General features: G+C 39.1%; 17 protein-coding genes. 1 reads left to right on the top strand and 16 read right to left on the bottom strand.

Translation table 11 applies throughout. The features are described 5' to 3' along the window. Positions 1-597 precede the first annotated feature (597 nt). Complete coding sequence (locus tag JOD28_RS02960; protein ID WP_204769399.1) at positions 598-924, top strand: thioredoxin family protein; 327 nt, start codon at positions 598-600, stop codon at positions 922-924. Between the two features lie 63 nt (positions 925-987). On the opposite strand, the gene JOD28_RS02955 is transcribed toward JOD28_RS02960, so the two are convergent. From JOD28_RS02955 to sufC, 16 genes are all read right to left on the bottom strand, one after another. Beyond that, a complete protein-coding gene (locus tag JOD28_RS02955; RefSeq protein WP_204769398.1) occupies positions 988-1,851 on the bottom strand; it encodes a S1C family serine protease in 864 nt (287 codons plus the stop codon). A 34-nt stretch (positions 1,852-1,885) separates the two neighbouring features. Beyond that, positions 1,886-3,169, bottom strand: a complete 1,284-nt coding sequence (locus JOD28_RS02950) for a sensor histidine kinase (RefSeq protein ID WP_204769397.1) — start codon at positions 3,167-3,169, stop codon at positions 1,886-1,888. Beyond that, positions 3,162-3,851 carry a response regulator transcription factor gene (locus tag JOD28_RS02945; RefSeq protein ID WP_013103544.1) on the bottom strand — a complete coding sequence of 230 codons (690 nt, stop codon included), beginning with the start codon at positions 3,849-3,851 and terminating at the stop codon, positions 3,162-3,164. The genes JOD28_RS02950 and JOD28_RS02945 overlap by 8 nt, the downstream gene beginning before the upstream one ends. 154 nt (positions 3,852-4,005) lie before the next feature. Beyond that, positions 4,006-5,028, bottom strand: coding sequence for a HoxN/HupN/NixA family nickel/cobalt transporter (locus JOD28_RS02940; RefSeq protein WP_204769396.1), 1,023 nt, complete (start codon positions 5,026-5,028; stop codon positions 4,006-4,008). 40 nt (positions 5,029-5,068) lie between these two features. Next, positions 5,069-5,857, bottom strand: a complete 789-nt coding sequence (locus tag JOD28_RS02935) for an L-threonylcarbamoyladenylate synthase (RefSeq protein WP_204769395.1) — start codon at positions 5,855-5,857, stop codon at positions 5,069-5,071. 18 nt (positions 5,858-5,875) lie between these two features. Then, positions 5,876-7,162 carry an MFS transporter gene (locus tag JOD28_RS02930; RefSeq protein ID WP_204769394.1) on the bottom strand — a complete coding sequence of 429 codons (1,287 nt, stop codon included), beginning with the start codon at positions 7,160-7,162 and terminating at the stop codon, positions 5,876-5,878. 10 nt (positions 7,163-7,172) lie between these two features. Next, positions 7,173-7,757 carry a 3-isopropylmalate dehydratase small subunit gene (gene leuD / locus JOD28_RS02925; RefSeq protein WP_204769393.1) on the bottom strand — a complete coding sequence of 195 codons (585 nt, stop codon included), beginning with the start codon at positions 7,755-7,757 and terminating at the stop codon, positions 7,173-7,175. Positions 7,758-7,766: 9 nt separating this feature from the next. Continuing rightward, on the bottom strand, positions 7,767-9,143 hold the full coding sequence (leuC, locus tag JOD28_RS02920; protein ID WP_204769392.1) for a 3-isopropylmalate dehydratase large subunit: 1,377 nt from the start codon (positions 9,141-9,143) through the stop codon (positions 7,767-7,769). Continuing rightward, positions 9,140-10,213 (bottom strand): 3-isopropylmalate dehydrogenase, encoded by a 1,074-nt coding sequence (gene leuB / locus JOD28_RS02915; RefSeq protein ID WP_204769391.1) that lies wholly within the window; start codon positions 10,211-10,213, stop codon positions 9,140-9,142. The genes leuC and leuB overlap by 4 nt, the downstream gene beginning before the upstream one ends. After that, on the bottom strand, positions 10,210-11,385 hold the full coding sequence (locus JOD28_RS02910; RefSeq protein WP_204769390.1) for a 2-isopropylmalate synthase: 1,176 nt from the start codon (positions 11,383-11,385) through the stop codon (positions 10,210-10,212). The genes leuB and JOD28_RS02910 overlap by 4 nt, the downstream gene beginning before the upstream one ends. Positions 11,386-11,688: 303 nt before the next feature. Beyond that, on the bottom strand, positions 11,689-11,994 hold the full coding sequence (locus JOD28_RS02905) for a metal-sulfur cluster assembly factor (RefSeq protein ID WP_204769557.1): 306 nt from the start codon (positions 11,992-11,994) through the stop codon (positions 11,689-11,691). Between the two features lie 2 nt (positions 11,995-11,996). Further along, positions 11,997-13,427: a Fe-S cluster assembly protein SufB gene (sufB, locus tag JOD28_RS02900; protein ID WP_239531055.1), complete on the bottom strand. Its 1,431-nt coding sequence runs from the start codon at positions 13,425-13,427 to the stop codon at positions 11,997-11,999. 15 nt (positions 13,428-13,442) lie between these two features. Beyond that, the gene (gene sufU / locus JOD28_RS02895) at positions 13,443-13,877 is read right to left on the bottom strand and encodes a Fe-S cluster assembly sulfur transfer protein SufU (RefSeq protein WP_204769389.1); all 435 of its coding nucleotides are present in this window, start codon (positions 13,875-13,877) and stop codon (positions 13,443-13,445) included. Continuing rightward, complete coding sequence (locus JOD28_RS02890; protein WP_204769388.1) at positions 13,864-15,090, bottom strand: cysteine desulfurase; 1,227 nt, start codon at positions 15,088-15,090, stop codon at positions 13,864-13,866. Before JOD28_RS02890 ends, sufU begins: the two co-directional genes overlap by 14 nt. Then, positions 15,077-16,258: a Fe-S cluster assembly protein SufD gene (gene sufD / locus JOD28_RS02885; protein ID WP_204769387.1), complete on the bottom strand. Its 1,182-nt coding sequence runs from the start codon at positions 16,256-16,258 to the stop codon at positions 15,077-15,079. Before sufD ends, JOD28_RS02890 begins: the two co-directional genes overlap by 14 nt. Continuing rightward, on the bottom strand, positions 16,248-17,060 hold the full coding sequence (gene sufC, locus JOD28_RS02880; RefSeq protein ID WP_204769386.1) for a Fe-S cluster assembly ATPase SufC: 813 nt from the start codon (positions 17,058-17,060) through the stop codon (positions 16,248-16,250). Before sufC ends, sufD begins: the two co-directional genes overlap by 11 nt. Between the last annotated feature and the right edge of the window lie 2 nt (positions 17,061-17,062).

Genomic DNA, 17,062 nt, shown 5'->3' with positions numbered 1-17,062 from the left:
CCCGTAGTCTTTAATATAGACTACGGGACGTTCCAATAACGTGTTACCACCCGGTGTTCATGCAGGGCTCTCGCGCCCACACCTTAACGTACGCCTGTCAGAAATCGTCGAGAACATCTGTGAAAACCTCGAGGTTATACGTTGTGCGTTAACGAGCACCACCGACTTCAACTTACTGCGCCGTACATATGAGTACTCGCTTGCTCGTATCTATGAAACTCCAAGACCATTTTCCAACTCAATATCTTACTCGATTTCACCAATCACGAGCTCTCTTGCTAAGACTCTAGTTGTACTTATCTCTTCAATGTTTATGTTGTATTTACTATAACTGCTAATCCACTCATTGTCAACAACATTTCCAAATTTTTTTGTCACAATTCTCATATTAGAAAACAAAATACAAACAAAATTGTGCTCACTGGCTGCAAAAAATAGGTTATTATTTTAAATTGCAGTAAATTTCATACTTACTTTAGGTGATAATAATCTAGAACAAATGACTATTTAGCTTTTTTATAACTTACGAGAGCATAAAAACAGTAACTGATAAAATAGTGTGCTATAATTCAATCATTAATTTAAAGAGGTGCAATCATGTATCAACCAACTCATAATACCGACGTGACTATCGAAGCGCACATACAATCAAAAGGCCGTCATATCTTATTCTTGTCAGCTGACTGGTGTGGTGATTGTCGTGCTATTAAACCATTTGTTCAAAACATTAAAGACACTGTCACTAAAACAGCCAGCTGGATTGATGCTGATCGGGATGAGAACATTGCAGTAGCTACCAATCATAATATGCGTGGTATCCCGTCATTTGTTCTATTTCAAGATGGTGAAGAACTTTCTCGCATTGGTCATGGTGAGCGTTTGACACCAAATCAAGTGCTTGATTGGTATCAAGCAACAATCTAATGTTAAGCCATCATAAAACAGCGCGTACTCAAGTGAGTACGCGCTGTTTTATGATGGCCGGCACTATTTTTCAGTCGTCTGAATAAAATCTTGGACCACATCTGAAGGAATAGCAAATCCCATGCCTTCAACACTTGTTCCATCATCCGATGAAGCAATTTTTGATGAATTAATGCCAATAATTTGGCCTGACAAATTAATTAAAGGGCCACCTGAATTACCTGGATTAATCGCTGCATCAGTTTGGATAACTGTCGCTGCGGTCCCGTTTTCCTGCAGTGTCAAATGACGACGTGATGCCGAAATAATCCCACTCGTCACAGATGTCGCATAATCGGATCCCAATGGTGATCCGATAGCTAATACCTGTTGACCAGATTGTAGGTTAGACACTTTACCAAAAGTTGCTGCTGTCTTTATCGTATTTGTTTTTGCTTTAATGACCGCAATATCTTTCTCAGCATTTGTCCCAACAATTGTCGCCTTCACTTTATCACCAGTGGCAGTGATGATTTGTAAGGCATCAGAGTCCGCAACAACATGATTATTAGTAATCATGTAGATCTCACCATTTTGAACTTTGTAAATAACACCTGAACCTTCGGATGCTGTTTGTTCAGTTGTGGTTTTGCCTTCTTCCTGTGGTGCTCGCCCAAACAACGCTGAAAAATCACCACTTGCCTGACTATGATCTTTTTGCAAGTTTTGAACAGTCACAACAGTGTTTTTCACCTTATTGTAGGCCGTCGTTGCCTGATCATCACTAACATAAGCAACGTTGGCAATATTTGCGCGACCCGTAATGTTGGCTACTTTTTTCGAAACAGGTTGTTGTTGGAACCACGAATTTGGCTGTGCGCCAGAATAAACAACACCGCCACCTACAATTGCCGCAACAACAGCAACAGTTACCAAAGAATGTTTCATATGACCTATACCTCCTAATCAATGCGATTTCAATTTAAAGCGGTAATGTTGTTTTAAAAATCGTCCCTTGGGGATGATTATCCAAAATAATAATTTTCCCACCATGCGCTTGTACGATCCATTCTGCAATAGACAAGCCCAAACCAGTACCACCAGTCTCACGACTACCTGTTTTATCTTCGCGGTAAAAGCGATCAAATACATGCTTTTTGGCGGCATCACTAATTCCGCGACCTGTATCCGCAACACTTAATATAAATTTTCGTTTTTCTATTGTCGCCGAAATAGATACGGTAGCACCCGCATCTGAATATTTCATCGCGTTATCAACTAATAAAACCAGTAATTGATGAATTCTTTTTTGATCAATCATCACCGGTTGTGTCACTCGTGTTGATAAGAGTACCTTTTTCCCCTCAAATTCAGCCATTTCTTGATATGGCGCTACAATCGTTGCTAGAAAATCAGCAATATTGGTTGGTTCTTTCTCAACTCGAGTCATATTAGAACCGGATTTTGCTAACGTTAACATATTATCTGTTAGAGAAGTTAATCGGCGCACTTCAGATAGTGACAAGATAATCGCATCTGATTGCTCACGGACTGTTGATTCGGGACGCGTTAACATATTCTCTAATTTTCCTTGGATAACAGCCATTGGTGTGCGCAGTTCATGTGCTGCGTTGTTGACAAAATCTTGTTGTTGTTGCCATGCTTTAATGATTGGTTTCATATTTTTCAAACTAATCCAATAAGAAACCATTAAAGCAAGTAACCCAAATGTACCAAATGACCACAGTAACACTTTTTTAAACTGATTTAAGTTAAACATTGTATCTGTGACATTAACTGTAATGATACCGTATTTAACCGGTTTGCCATCGTTATTTCGTGTGCCATCCACAAAGGCAACGCGCATGCCGCGATAATAATTATTACCAATTGCGATGGTTTTTGGTCTATATGACACAAATTGTTGGGTATATTTAAATTGTTTCTTATAAAGCGATTGCATGGATTCGGGTATACGGTCGTCAAGTACTAACTTTTTATCCTTATCGTAAACCCAAACATCAGCTAACATATTTGATTGCAATAAAAGGGGCGCTTTTCGGTTAGAATCTGAAGAATTTTGTAACGCACCAGCCAAATCAAACTGTTTAATTTGCTGTGTCAGCGCTGTATCAGAATTTCGAAAAATTGTGCGCGTATATGACCAGTAGATAACACCACCAAGAACAGTAAATATCACAAAAAAACTCGCAATCAACAAAAGGAACCCTCGGATTTGCTGTTGTTTGTTAATCACTTTAGGCATCATTAACCTCTAAAATGAACCCAATATTCCGTAATGTTTTAATCAAATCGTTTTGCCCAACTGCCTCTAATTTTCGTCGTAAATTATTCAAGTAAATATTCACAACATTAATCGTTGTATCAGAATCAATTCCCCAAACACGGTCAAAAATCTGATCGCGTGTCACAATGATGTTTTTATTTTGAGCCAAATAGGTCAAAATATCAAACTCTTTCCCCACTAGTTTAACTTGTTGCCCATGTACTTGCACACCTCGATTTTCTAAATTAATCATGACATCGCCTACGGCAATCATATTATCTTCAGAATAGACACCCGCACGTCTGAGTAACGCCTTGACGCGTACCAATAATTCTTCACGATAAAAAGGCTTCGTTAAATAATCATCTGCCCCAACGTTAAAGCCCTCAATTTTATCATCAAGTGAGCTTTTAGCCGTTAAGATGAGCACAGGCGTTTCAATATCATTTTTACGCAAATACTTAATGACTTCAAATCCATTTTCACCAGGCAACATTAAATCGGAAATAATGAGATCATATGGCGACTCCTGACCTTCAAACTCGCCATCCAGGCCGTTATCTACAACGTTAACATCTGCAAAATCTTGTAAAAAACCCACAATATTATCTGCAAGGTTCACATCATCTTCAATTAACAAAATTTTAATTGCTTTAGCCATTTTCATATCTCCATTGTAACGTTTTATTGATTTAAGTGTAATACTTTATGATTAATAGGAGATTAAATCTCTCTGATAAACACAAAAGAACGAACAAGCAAATCGTTACGTTCCGATTGACAGTTCGTTCATAAGATGACTGACTTTTTCAAAATCAAATCATTGTTTCTCTTTCAGATAAGTTCAAAACGCGCCACATTGTCAATGCAATAGCCCAAGTTACTGCAAAAATTGCAACTAATATCAGTCCCAATTGGTTAAAATCTAACCCGATTGCCCAACTTGATAAACCATTATGCCAATGAAACAGCACACTCATCGACTGAATAAAATCAACAAAGCTAATGAATCCTGCTGCCATGATTGAAATACCAGTCAAAATCAAATTATAATAAACTTTACGATAGGATGATGAGACGATCCAAGTGTATGTTGTACTCATAAAAAAACCATCAATGGTATCCATTAAACACATGCCTGCCGTAAATAATAATGGAAATGCTAACGTCGTATACCAAGATATACCAGCGTTTGCTGCAGTAGCAGAAGTTGCTAGAACCGCAATTTGAGTTGCCGTATCAAATCCCAAACCAAATAAAAAACCAACAATTGCAACTTGCCAATTATGTTTAATTAATTTCAATAATTTCAGAAATAAAACATAAATTTTTGATTGCTCCATGGCATGTCGCTTATCTGATTGCTGTGATTCAAATCCCATATGTTTAAAATCGGTCCAAATACTTCGTAAAATAAATGTGTTGACTATTGTCAACATGAGCAACATAATCGCTGCAATCATAGTGCCTAAAACCCCACCAATTTGTTCAAACACAGGCATTGAGTCCTTAGCCCATTCAACAAATAAAACAGTGACAAGTGCCATTAATACGACGACCATTGAATGGCCGAACGAAAAACTAAAGCCAACACCACGCGTATTTTTACCATCATTTAACATTTTGCGTGTCATATTATCAATAGCTGCGATATGATCCACGTCAAAAGCATGACGTAAACCAAAAGTAAACGATAGATACGCCATGCCAATGATTTCAGGGTACTGTGTTACACCTGACATCAACAGTAGTATGCCAGCAATCAAAATCAAAACAATAAAACTACCATATCGTATTATATCAGTTCTTAACATCGTACTTTTTGGTGGATTTAACATATCTTTTCTCCTTTTATAAACGACACACTTAGGTGTCTACTCAGTAATAGTAGCCATGACGATAATCCCATGATGAGAAAATGTCGCTCATGATTTTCATAATTTTATCAACATCTAACCCTTTGCGAATAACGATTGGCGCTGGTTGGATACCCACAACACCATTTTGTTCTGGAATAAGCTGACCGGTCTCATCAACCATAGATACCATTACACCTTGTTCATAGCGTGTGTCTAGCGTCTTATCAGGCTGAATTGAGGCCACATAATCATCTGCTTCAATAATGAGGTCAGCAGCATTTTCAATTTGGTCACCAATACCAGCCACCAAACCACGGTTTCCCTTACCAGAAGGATTAGCTGAACTTGCAAATGAAAACTTACTATACTTTCCCCACATGTCTTTGGCAATATTCTCACTTGGTGTGCCAAACTTAATCACAAAGCAACTGGTTTCACGTTGATCCATCATCAAATCTTTTGTGCCGTCATTAGGTACCTTACTGATAGCTTCTGCTTTCCATGGCAAGATACAGCCCAACAAAATGTCCTCATCCCAATGTCGTTGATACATTTGTTCAATTTCAGGTGTCATTTGTGCTAGTTCTTTCACTTGTTCTACTGATCCACATAGTACGACCCCTGGCTTATTACGCTTACGATTCTTAGCAGCGAATTTTCGTTCTAATCCTTTGTCATCCGAAGTCATGATAATGTAGCCCACTTTTGTTGGACTAACAATCATTCCCCCATCTTCTTTCAAGATGTTAATGGCTTCATCTTGAACGCCACCATTCCAATGAATCTTTGCTGTTGTTACTTCTGTCATGATAAAATACCATCCTTTTTAATATATTGCTTTTTGTTTTGTTTCTGGTCCATAAACTGCAACTACAATAGCTGCGATTATTGCTACTGCCGCAATAAAATAAAAAATTAAGTTGGCGCTGAATTGCGTAATCGCCCACGCTGCAAAATATGGTGTCAAAACTGTTAATATTTTAGCTACACCATTAGCATAACCCGTTCCACGGAATCTAAAGTAAGTAGGGAATAACTCTGACATATAAACGCCGACAACCGAAGCCATCAAAATATACATCATAGTTACGACCAAAAATCCTACAGTTAAAATGCCAACCGTTGTATGTTGCTGCGAATAAATCATCCCAAACACCGCAGTCATCACAAAAGCAGAAACAATGACCTTTTTACGACCTATCACGTCGACCAATAATGCACCTATCAGTGCGCCGATTGGCGCTCCAGCCATCATCACTGCAGAAAATGTTAGTGAATGAACCACTTCGATGCCTTGTTTGATCAATAATGTTGGCATCCACGATGTAAATGTATACTGTGTTAGATTAACTGCACTGACAGCAACCGTTGCAACCAACAGACCGATACCAATCCTAGTCTTCACTGGTTGTTGTTTTCCACTAGACTCATTTGTGCTGTACGAACCATTCACTTCCAATTTCTCAATGATTTGTTCGGCTTGGTCATACTCACCACGAGAAATGAGCCAACGTGGTGATTCTGGAAAATGACGACGAATCACCCATAAAATTAAGGCTAGTACACCGACAATAACAAACATTGCACGCCATGTATAACGAGGAATAATGCTTGCTGCCAAAAGTAAGGTCAATGGTGCAGCTAAGTTAGCAATCACAGAAGTGATACCACTCCACCGACCACGATTTTTAATTGGGGCAAATTCATTAATTAAGGCATAACCTGTCACAATTTCTGCGCCTAACCCAATTGCGGCGAAAAAGCGTAGTCCGATTAACATCCAAATATTAGGTGCAAATGCCGCACATAGGGTTAGTAAACCAAATACCAACAAATTAGTTGAATAGGCTTTTCTCCTGCCTAGAAAATCACCGATAAATCCAGCAAAAATGGACCCGAAGAAAAGCCCCAAAAATCCAGAGGATAGAAACACAGAGCCTTGTGCAAGCGTGGCAAAATGTGTGCTAACGATTGCACTATTTACTGCACTAGCAAGATAAACGTCCGCCCCATCTAAAATCATACCGGCTGCAATCATCGCGAAGACACGATAAAATGTCGCTGTTTCTTTTGTCGTGTCCATCCGTTGTTGCAAATTTATTGCTTGTTCCATAAACTACCTCCTATCCAAAATTTGGTCGTTGCTTTTCGAATGCCGCGATCAATTGTTCATATTTCATCGTGTTATCAATATCATCTTCACCATTGATAAACTTTTCTTTCCATTGTGAGTTGATATCAAAATGGAAAGTATCGTTTTTATAAATCACAGTTTGTTCGGGTAAGTCAATTTGAATTGTTTCATCTGCTTGAATACCTCGCAATATTTTCCGATTTTCTTCAGGTAACACAATTGGTAGCAAGCCATTCTTGGTTGAATTCATGTAAAAAATATCTGAAAATCCGCCACCAATCACTGCTCTAAATCCATAATCCGTTAACGCCCATACCGCGTGTTCTCGTGACGAACCCGATCCAAAATCATTGCCTGTAATTAAAATTGAAGCCCCTTGATGTGCTGGTTTGTTCAATTCAAACGTTGCATTCAACGAACCGTCGGCATTGTAGCGCCAATCAAAAAATAAATCTTTACCGAAACCGGTCTTTAAAATGTTTTTCAAAAATTGTTTAGGCAAAATAATATCAGTATTAATGTTGTCATTTGGAATCACAACCGCTCTGCCTGTTTCTCTTACAAAAGCTTCCATATTATTCCCCTATACAAATTCATCTGTCGTAATATCAACGAAGTGACCAGCAATCCCTGCTGCAGCAACCATAGCTGGAGAAGCCAAATGCGTTCTTGATCCCACACCTTGGCGTCCAATGAAGTTTCTATTTGATGTTGACGCAACATGTTTCCCTGCCGGAATTTTGTCTGGGTTCATTGCCAAGCATGCTGAGCATCCTGGTTCACGCCATTCACAACCAGCGTCCTCAAATATTTTAGCAATGCCCGATTTAATTGCACGATTTCGAATGGCCCGACTACCTGGCACGATCCACGCAGTGACATTGGGTGCTAAATGATGTCCTTTCATCATATTCGCAGCAATTTCAAGATCTTCATAACGGCTGTTCGTACATGAGCCAATGAAAATGTAATCCAAATTAATGTCAACAGGCTTCATATTGGGATGCAAACCAATATAGTCATAAGCGTTTGCATCATTATCATCCTTGATTTCTGGCAAAAATTGATCAACAGGTGTGGCCATGCCTGGATTTGTTCCCCATGTCACCATCGGTTTCAAATTTGACACATCAAAGGTCAACGTCTCATCAAAATCACTTTCATCATCTGTGTAGAATTGTGACCAGTAACTTTTAGCAGCTCCAAAGTCTTTCGGTGCTTGTTCACGACCTTCAACATAATCAAAGGTCGTTTGATCTGGTTGTACCATACCAGTTCTTGAACCAGCTTCAATTGACATATTACACATCGTCATACGAGCCTCCATTGAAAGGTTTTGAACAGTTTCTCCGTAAAATTCAATCGCATAACCAACCCCAAATGACACGCCATACTTAGCAATGATGCCCATGATAATATCTTTGGCGTATGTATTTGTAGGCAGCTTCCCAGTCACCTTAATCCCCATGGTTTTTGGTTTAACCTGCCAAATCGTTTGGGTCGCTAACACGTGCTCGACTTCGGAAGTACCAATGCCAAAGGCAATTGCGCCAAACGCACCATGAGTTGCTGTATGTGAATCCCCACAGACAATTACTTTGGCAGGCTGTGTGAGACCACGTTCAGGTCCCACAACATGCACAATGCCTTGCTTGTCATCACCAATTGATGCTAATGGCACATTAAATTCTTTTGTGTTTTTAACTAACGTGTCCATCTGTAATCGAGACATTTGATCTTGTACATTAAATATATCTTTCGTTGGCACATTATGATCCATGGTTGCAAACGTTAAATCGGGCCGTCTAACACGCCGATTTGTATTTCTTAATCCGTCAAAAGGTTGAGGCGAGGTCACCTCATGTACCAAATGCAAATCCACATAAATCAGTTGTGCTTCACCAATTCCCCCAGTAATGACGTGTTTTTCCCATATTTTATCAAATAGTGTTTTGCTCATTTTATATCCGCCGATTCATCATTTTTTATGTAATCAACCATTTTTTGTGTGACTTCATCGGTCGTCATCGTGCCACCCATGTCTGGTGTCACATAGTGGTTTTCAATAATGTAGTCTACTGCTTGTGTCATTTTATTGGCAATCCTTTTTTCATCAAAGCTTTCCATTAACATCATAGCTACCGTATTCACCATAGAAATGGGATTAGCAATGCCTTGACCAGCAATATCAGGTGCTGAACCGTGAATTGGTTCATACAAATTTGGACCGCTTTCACCAACGGACATTGAAGGAATTTGACCGATTGAGCCTGTAATTTGTGCTGCTTCATCACTTAAAATGTCCCCAAACAAATTAGGTATAATCACAACATCAAATGTTGCAGGTTTTGACATAATAGCCATTGTCATCGCATCCACATAGTAATAGTCAACTGTCACATCCGGATAACTTTTGCTAACTTCATTAGCAATCTTTCGCCAAAACTTTGATGTCGCTAAGACATTTGACTTATCAACAATGGTGACATGTTGACGCCGCTTTTGAGCCATCTTGAAGCCTTTATGCATAATACGAGTCACTTCTTTTTCACTGTAATACATCGTATCAATGGCTTGATGCGCTTCGAGTTTACGTGGCCTGCCAAAATACGCACCTGATGTTAGCTCCCGAACGATGACAAAATCCGTATTTTCAACATACTCTGGTTTCAGTGGTGAACGGTCAATTTGTGCTTGCGTGACCTTTGTTGGCCTAATGTTAGCAAACAGGTTGAGGCTTGATCTCATTTCTAGTAACCCTTGTTCTGGACGGCGTGACGCATTATCCCATTTCGGCCCACCAATTGCACTTAGTAGGACTGCATCAGCTTGTTTTAACATATCAATAGTGGCTTGTGGTAGTGGGTCTCCGGCACGGTCGATACCATCTCCGCCAAACGGTGCATCTATTAGTTCATAAGAAAATGTTGTATCTTTTGTCGCAGCGTCTAATACTGCTAACCCTGCTGTCATGATTTCCGGACCAATATAATCACCTTTCAACACGACTATTTTTTTAACTGCAGTCATGATTGATTTCCCACCATTTCTTTTCCCGCAACAATTTGCATAATCTGCTTTAATTGCTCATCTGTAATCAAATCAGATTCTTCAGCAATTGACTTAAAAATCGGGAAAACGACTGCCATATCATCACGTGTTATATCATATCCTAAGTGGTTTAATTTTGACATGACAGCATGTGACCCTGACAGTTTACCCAGAGGCAAGGATGCTGTAACACCAACCATTTCCGGCTTCAATATTTCATACGTTTCTGGATTTTTTAAATACCCATCTTGATGAATACCAGACTCATGTGCAAATGCGTTTCGTCCCATAATTGGTTTATTAGCGGCAACTGGCATGTGGGTTGCGCGTGCCACAATGTCAGAAATAGCTTTTGACTGAGATAAAACAATATCTGTTTTCGCATTAAACTTTTCATGACGCACACGAATGGCTGCTGCCGCTTCAATCATGTCAACATTTCCGGCGCGTTCACCAATGCCATTAATTGTGCCCTGAATTTCTGTTGCACCATGTTCAATGCCTGCCAAAGCATTGGCTGTTGCCATACCCAAATCATTATGCGTATGTGTGGACCAACCAACTGTGTCAAAGCCAATAATATTTTGACGCAAGTTTTCAAAGACTTCACCGTATTCTTCTGGCGTATCATAACCAACTGTGTCTGGTATGTTAATCATTGTTGCACCAGTGTCAATAGCTGTTTGCACGCTGGCTACCAAAAATCCAGGTTCAGTTCGTGTGGCATCTTCAGGTGAGAACACAATATCTTGGATATATTGCTTCGTGAAAGTCACATCTGATTTAATTTTGTCTAATATCTCTTTTTTAGTCATGTGCAATTTAAATTTGCGATGAATTGGTGATGTGGCAATGAACACATGAATCATTGGCTGTTTTGCGTCCTTGGTTGCCTCAATAACTGCATTAATATCATTTCTGACCATACGTGCTAAACCAACAACTTTGGCTTTCTCCACAACTTCTGCAATTCTTTTCACTTCTTCAAAATCTTTTTGAGAAGCTGCAGGAAATCCTGCCTCAATTGCTGCAACACCATAATTATCTAGCCCTTTTGCGATTTCAATCTTTTCTTCAATTGAAAAGTTAACGCCGATTGTTTGTTCACCATCACGCATTGTTGTATCATAAAAAGTTATTTGATTTGTCATAATTCTCTCCTAAAATTAAAAATCCCGGACCAGTCTTGTCAGACTAGTTCGGGATTTAATACACATCCTTTATCACACCAGTCGTTAGATAACCACCTAACAACCAGCTTTAAAAGCTTAACTTGCTAGGGTTTTCTGAGCAGGTTAAGGAGAAGGACTGTATTTTTAATTGATGTCATTTTTTTCACTTTATTTCTCATGTGTATTATTTCCTTTTTATTTAATAATTTAATCATAATGTTTTCATAAAACAACATCAATCAATTTTTAAAATATATGCCAATTTTATATAATTCAGTCTTTTTATAATCCTAATGCCATTTTTGCGTATCGCGACATTCTATCGATGCCCCAAGCTGGTTCCCATGCGAGTTCAATTTTGGTTGTCTTGACTTCTGGTATGATTTTTAATGCGTTTATAATCATTTCTTCTAAAACGCCTGTTAATGGACAACCCATCGTAGTTAGTGTCATATTTATGGTTAAGTCCCCATTTGATGCCATCTCAATGTGATTAATCAAACCCAAATTAACAATATCAATCCGTAACTCCGGGTCAATAACGTTTGTTAAGGTTGCCATTATTTTATCTTCTAATTCCGATTGCATCATTATCCTACCGACCCCACCATTTCAAACTTCATTAAACGATTCAATTCTACTGCATATTCCATTGGTAGTTCCTTGGTAAATGGTTCAATAAAGCCCATAACAATCATTTCAGTCGCCTTTTCGGCTGAAATGCCTCGCGTCATCAAATAATAAAGTTGTTCCTCTGATACACGCGATACTTTAGCCTCATGTTCCATTGACACATTACCATTTAATATCGTGTTATAAGGTATGGTATCTGCAGAAGACTGATCATCCACTAGAATTGTGTCACACTCTACATGGGCAAATGAACCATCTGATTCCCGCCCAAATTTAACTGTACCGCGATAATCTGTCACCCCACCATCATGAGCAATAGATTTTGAAATAATGGATGATGATGTGTTTTTCGCATGATGAATCATCTGCGCACCCGAATCCAAATGGACTCCTGAACCTGCAACTGCAATAGACAGCATTGTCCCCCGTGCGCCTTCCCCTTCTAAATAAACCGACGGGTACTTCATAGTTGTTTTTGAACCAAAATTACCATCAACCCATTCCATTGTGGCATTTTCATGTGCTGCTGCACGTTTTGTTTCCAATGAATAAACATTATTCGACCAGTTTTGTATCGTTGTATAACGGCAATAAGCATCTTTTTTAACAATCACTTCAACAACCGCTGCATGTAGTGCGTCACCTGAATACATTGGTGCCGAGCACCCCTCAACATAATCAACATGTGCGCCTTCATCAACAATAATCAATGTACGTTCAAACTGACCTTCATTTTCGGTATTAATTCTAAAATATGATTGAATAGGTGTTGTCACGCGAACACCCTTCGGCACATAAATAAAAGTGCCACCCGACCACGCTGCTGAATTCAGCGCCGCCATTTTATTGTTTGTTGGCTTTACTAAAGACCCAAAGTACGCTTGAACTAATTCTGGATATTCTTGAACTGCGGTATCCGTGTCTGTGAAGATAATACCGGTTTTTTCAAATTCCGCTTTCATTCTATGGTAAACAACCTCGGACTCATATTGCGCTGACGACCCTGCTAACCATTTACGCTCAGCTTCTGGTACACCTAGACGCTCAAAAGTCGCCTTGAGTTCAGCAGGTACATCATCCCAATCACGATATTTATCATTCGTTGGTTTATTATAATAATAAATATCATCAAAATTAATAGCACTTAGATCTGGTCCCCATGTTTGCATTGGCATATCTAAATAGGTCTGATAGGCTTGCAAGCGGTAGTCTAACATCCATTGTGGTTCTTTCTTCTTAGCTGATATTTGGCGAATAATTGTTTCGTTTAATCCTTTTCCTGTTGAAAATACGGCTTGATAATCATCTTGAAACCCTAACTCCTTGGCTTTGTTAACGTTAATTGCTGCTTTCGTACGCTCAAGCGCTGCTTGTCGTTCAACTTCCATCACCCATGCCCCCTATTATTTTTTGCCTACCATAAGTTCGTCAAGTGTATGCCACGCTAGCGTTGCACACTTGATACGTGCTGGAAATTTTGTCACACCAGCTAATAATTCTGCCTCACCTAATAATAATTGATCATGCACGTCACCAATTGCCATTTTAGAAAATTCAGATATTATATTTTGTGCTTCAGACAGTGTTTTGTTCAAAACTAAATCTGTCATTATTGAAGCAGATGCCTTAGAAATAGCACAACCATCACCATCAAAATGGATATCCGCGATCACTTGATCATTCATTGTCATGGCTATTTCAATAACATCCCCACAAGTTGGGTTATATTTTTTGACAGCATATTGATCTTTTGCTGTTACAGGATGAAAATGATGTGGATTTTGGGCATAGCTCATAATGGCTTGTCGGTATAAATTGTCTAAGTTATGTAAAGCCATTTTGAAAATAGTCCTTTATTTTTTTTATTGTTGCTACTAACCGATCAATTTCTGCAGTTGTATTATAAATATATAAACTCACACGTACAGTAGCCGTCTGGTCTAAATAACGCATTAGTGGTTGTGCACAATGATGTCCAGCTCTCACTTCAATACCTTCTTGATCCAATGCTGTAGCCATATCATGAGCATGTATACCGGCAACATTAAAGGCAATGACAGCCGTATGTTCTGAAATACTTTGTGGACCATAAATCGTCACACCCGTAATATTTTTTAATCTAGGTAATGCATAAGCTACTAAATCATGTTCCTGTTGATTTATCTCTGACATACCAATTTTTGTCAAATAATCAATTGCGGCCCCCAATCCAATTGCGCCAGCTACGTTAGGTGTGCCTGCTTCAAAACGCCAAGGTAATGGTTGAAAAGTTGCATCGTGCAAGGAGACAAATTCAATCATTTCTCCACCAAATTGCACAGGTTTCATATTTTCTAAGATTGATTTTTTACCATACAAAACACCAATACCCATCGGGCCCATCATCTTATGTCCTGAAAACGCGAAAAAATCAGCCGATAGTGCCTGTACATCAATAGCCATATGTGGTGTAGATTGCGCGCCGTCCACAACAATTACAGCATTTTTTCGATGCGCTAAATTGGCCAGTGCTTTAATCGGATTAACAACGCCCAGAACATTTGAGGCATGCGCAATTGATACAATTTTAGTCTTATCAGTAATTTGAACTGCAGCATCTGCCATATCTAATGTGCCATCCGAGTTTAATCCAATATATTTTAAAGTTGCGCCAACACGCTTGGCCAACTGTTGCCAAGGAACAATATTTGAATGATGTTCCATATAGGAAATAACAATTTCATCCCCTTGATGAACATTATCAACACCATATGTGCTGGCTATCCAATTAATTGATTCAGTGGTCCCTCGAGTAAATAAAATTTCCTCACGTTGATGCGCATGAATAAAATACTGTACCTTGTCACGAGCCGCCTCATATAGCTGAGTCGCACGTTGAGATAGTTCATAAATACCACGATGCACATTCGCATTATCTTGTTCATAATAATTTGCAATGGCATCAATCACCTGCTGCGGCTTTTGAGAAGTCGCTGCACTATCTAAATAAATCATAGGTTTTTGGTTAACAACTTGATCCAATACTGGAAAGTCATGTTTAATTTCCCTCATATTGTAATTTCCTCTCGATCTCATCCATTACAGCTTGCCGTGCTGCCTTTGTAGGCATTTTTGCCAAAACTTCTCCCATAAAACCACGAATAATCAATTTTCTTGCCACTTTTTCGGTTAATCCACGGCTCATTAGATAATACATTTGTTGCTCATCAACACGACCAATCGAAGCCGCATGGCCTGCCGTCACATCATTCTCATCAATTAAAAGTAACGGATTTGCTTCGCCACGTGCGTGGTGAGATAGCATCAATACGCGTGATTCCTGTTGGGCATCAGACCCCTTTGCACCCTTAATAATGCGTCCTATACCATTGAAAATCAAGGCGGAACGATTCAAAATAACCCCACGTTGAAAAATATGTCCCACAGAATGCCGACCTGTATTACGAACCGCCGTCACTAACCCTTGTGTCTGTTTTGCATGTGTTAGTGCAATCACGCCAACATGTGATACTGCCCCCTCACCATTTAATTGACTCTCTAACTTTGTAATCACATTCCCATCGTTAAATGATACATTAGACCAATCAATCGTAGCATGGTCGCTGACATTGGCTTGTCTGTTAATATAACCAGTTGTTTTCTGTGAAAAAGCGTCAACATTGGCATAGTTTATTTTAGCCCCTGTTGCTGCTAAAACTTCAATCACTACTGACGCTTTAGATTTTTCTAAGTCAGCACTACGTATATTTTGCATAATATCGACCGTTACATTTTGACCAACGTAAACAAAAATCCGAGCAATGAAGTCTTTTCCAGTCACCGATAGATGATTGAGTGTCAGATGCAACACCTGCTTGATTTGCGTGTTATCTGGAATATAGAGAAAAATACCCGTGTTAAAAGCATTGAAATTCTGAGCCGTCAAGCGGTCCGAATTATTCGATATCACACTACCAATTAACTGCTCTACCAATTGCTGATGTTGTTGCTGTGCATTTTGCATACTCATCAAAATAACACCTTGTCTAATCAGATCATCAGTTAACTTGCTGTATGTTGTTGATTGTCCACTAACTTTAATACCCAATTCTTCTTGATTAAAATACCCACGATTTGTAAACTCTAAAGCCGGTGTCATCTCATCTAATGACCAAGCACCATATCTCACCTTAGCAAAAATAGGCATTGGTAAAGCGTTTATGCTCTTACTATCGATCATATTGTGCCCCCAAAATGGCATTATCAGCGTCTTCGTCCGTCAAAGTGATATCTAGTCCAAGCTCATCTCGTAACCCTTTGTAACCCTCTGCTTCAAGCTTCTTAGCCAGCTCGGCACCTCCCGTTTTCACAATTTTACCGTCCATCATCACATGAACAAAGTCGGGAATAATGTAATCTAGTAGACGTTGATAATGCGTGATCATTAGTGTGCCAAAATCACTTGATCGCATATGATTAACGCCTCTAGAAACAACTTTTAGCGCATCGATGTCTAAACCTGAGTCGATTTCATCTAAAATAGCAATTTTGGGCGCAATCATCATCATTTGTAAAATTTCATTTCGTTTTTTTTCACCACCAGAAAACCCTTCATTTAAGTAACGTTCCGCCATTTCTTCTGTCATTGACAAGAATTCACGTTTTTCATCTAGTTGTTGAATAAAGGTCATAATATTAATTTGATCATCTTCAGCACGCCGTGCGTTAATTGCAGCACGCATAAATTCAGCATTAGTCACACCTTGGATTTCTGACGGATACTGCATGGCTAAAAACAATCCAGCGCGTGCACGTTGATCGACTGACATTTCTGACAAGTCTTGATCGTCCAGATAAATATGACCAGACGTTACTTGATATGCCGGGTGCCCCATAATGGTTTGTGATAGTGTCGATTTTCCTGTGCCATTTGGTCCCATAATCGCATGAATTTCCCCGGTGTTAACGGTCAAGTTAACACCTTTTAAAATTTCTTTTTCCGCAACTGAAACATGTAAATCTGCTATTTTCAACGTTGTCATCC

The organism is Leuconostoc rapi (assembly GCF_016908715.1).
Lineage (GTDB): Bacteria > Bacillota > Bacilli > Lactobacillales > Lactobacillaceae > Leuconostoc > Leuconostoc rapi.
Note: the sequence above shows the minus strand (reverse complement) of the source record. Positions and strands in the feature narration are given on the sequence as shown.

Coding starts and splice junctions, on each gene's coding strand:
- JOD28_RS02960 (WP_204769399.1), top strand. CDS start 598: ATGTATCAACCAACTCATAATACCGACGTGACTATCGAAGCGCACATA.
- JOD28_RS02955 (WP_204769398.1), bottom strand. CDS start 1,851: ATGAAACATTCTTTGGTAACTGTTGCTGTTGTTGCGGCAATTGTAGGT.
- JOD28_RS02950 (WP_204769397.1), bottom strand. CDS start 3,169: ATGCCTAAAGTGATTAACAAACAACAGCAAATCCGAGGGTTCCTTTTG.
- JOD28_RS02945 (WP_013103544.1), bottom strand. CDS start 3,851: ATGGCTAAAGCAATTAAAATTTTGTTAATTGAAGATGATGTGAACCTT.
- JOD28_RS02940 (WP_204769396.1), bottom strand. CDS start 5,028: ATGTTAAATCCACCAAAAAGTACGATGTTAAGAACTGATATAATACGA.
- JOD28_RS02935 (WP_204769395.1), bottom strand. CDS start 5,857: ATGACAGAAGTAACAACAGCAAAGATTCATTGGAATGGTGGCGTTCAA.
- JOD28_RS02930 (WP_204769394.1), bottom strand. CDS start 7,162: ATGGAACAAGCAATAAATTTGCAACAACGGATGGACACGACAAAAGAA.
- leuD (WP_204769393.1), bottom strand. CDS start 7,757: ATGGAAGCTTTTGTAAGAGAAACAGGCAGAGCGGTTGTGATTCCAAAT.
- leuC (WP_204769392.1), bottom strand. CDS start 9,143: ATGAGCAAAACACTATTTGATAAAATATGGGAAAAACACGTCATTACT.
- leuB (WP_204769391.1), bottom strand. CDS start 10,213: ATGACTGCAGTTAAAAAAATAGTCGTGTTGAAAGGTGATTATATTGGT.
- JOD28_RS02910 (WP_204769390.1), bottom strand. CDS start 11,385: ATGACAAATCAAATAACTTTTTATGATACAACAATGCGTGATGGTGAA.
- JOD28_RS02905 (WP_204769557.1), bottom strand. CDS start 11,994: ATGCAATCGGAATTAGAAGATAAAATAATGGCAACCTTAACAAACGTT.
- sufB (WP_239531055.1), bottom strand. CDS start 13,427: ATGGAAGTTGAACGACAAGCAGCGCTTGAGCGTACGAAAGCAGCAATT.
- sufU (WP_204769389.1), bottom strand. CDS start 13,877: ATGGCTTTACATAACTTAGACAATTTATACCGACAAGCCATTATGAGC.
- JOD28_RS02890 (WP_204769388.1), bottom strand. CDS start 15,090: ATGAGGGAAATTAAACATGACTTTCCAGTATTGGATCAAGTTGTTAAC.
- sufD (WP_204769387.1), bottom strand. CDS start 16,258: ATGATCGATAGTAAGAGCATAAACGCTTTACCAATGCCTATTTTTGCT.
- sufC (WP_204769386.1), bottom strand. CDS start 17,060: ATGACAACGTTGAAAATAGCAGATTTACATGTTTCAGTTGCGGAAAAA.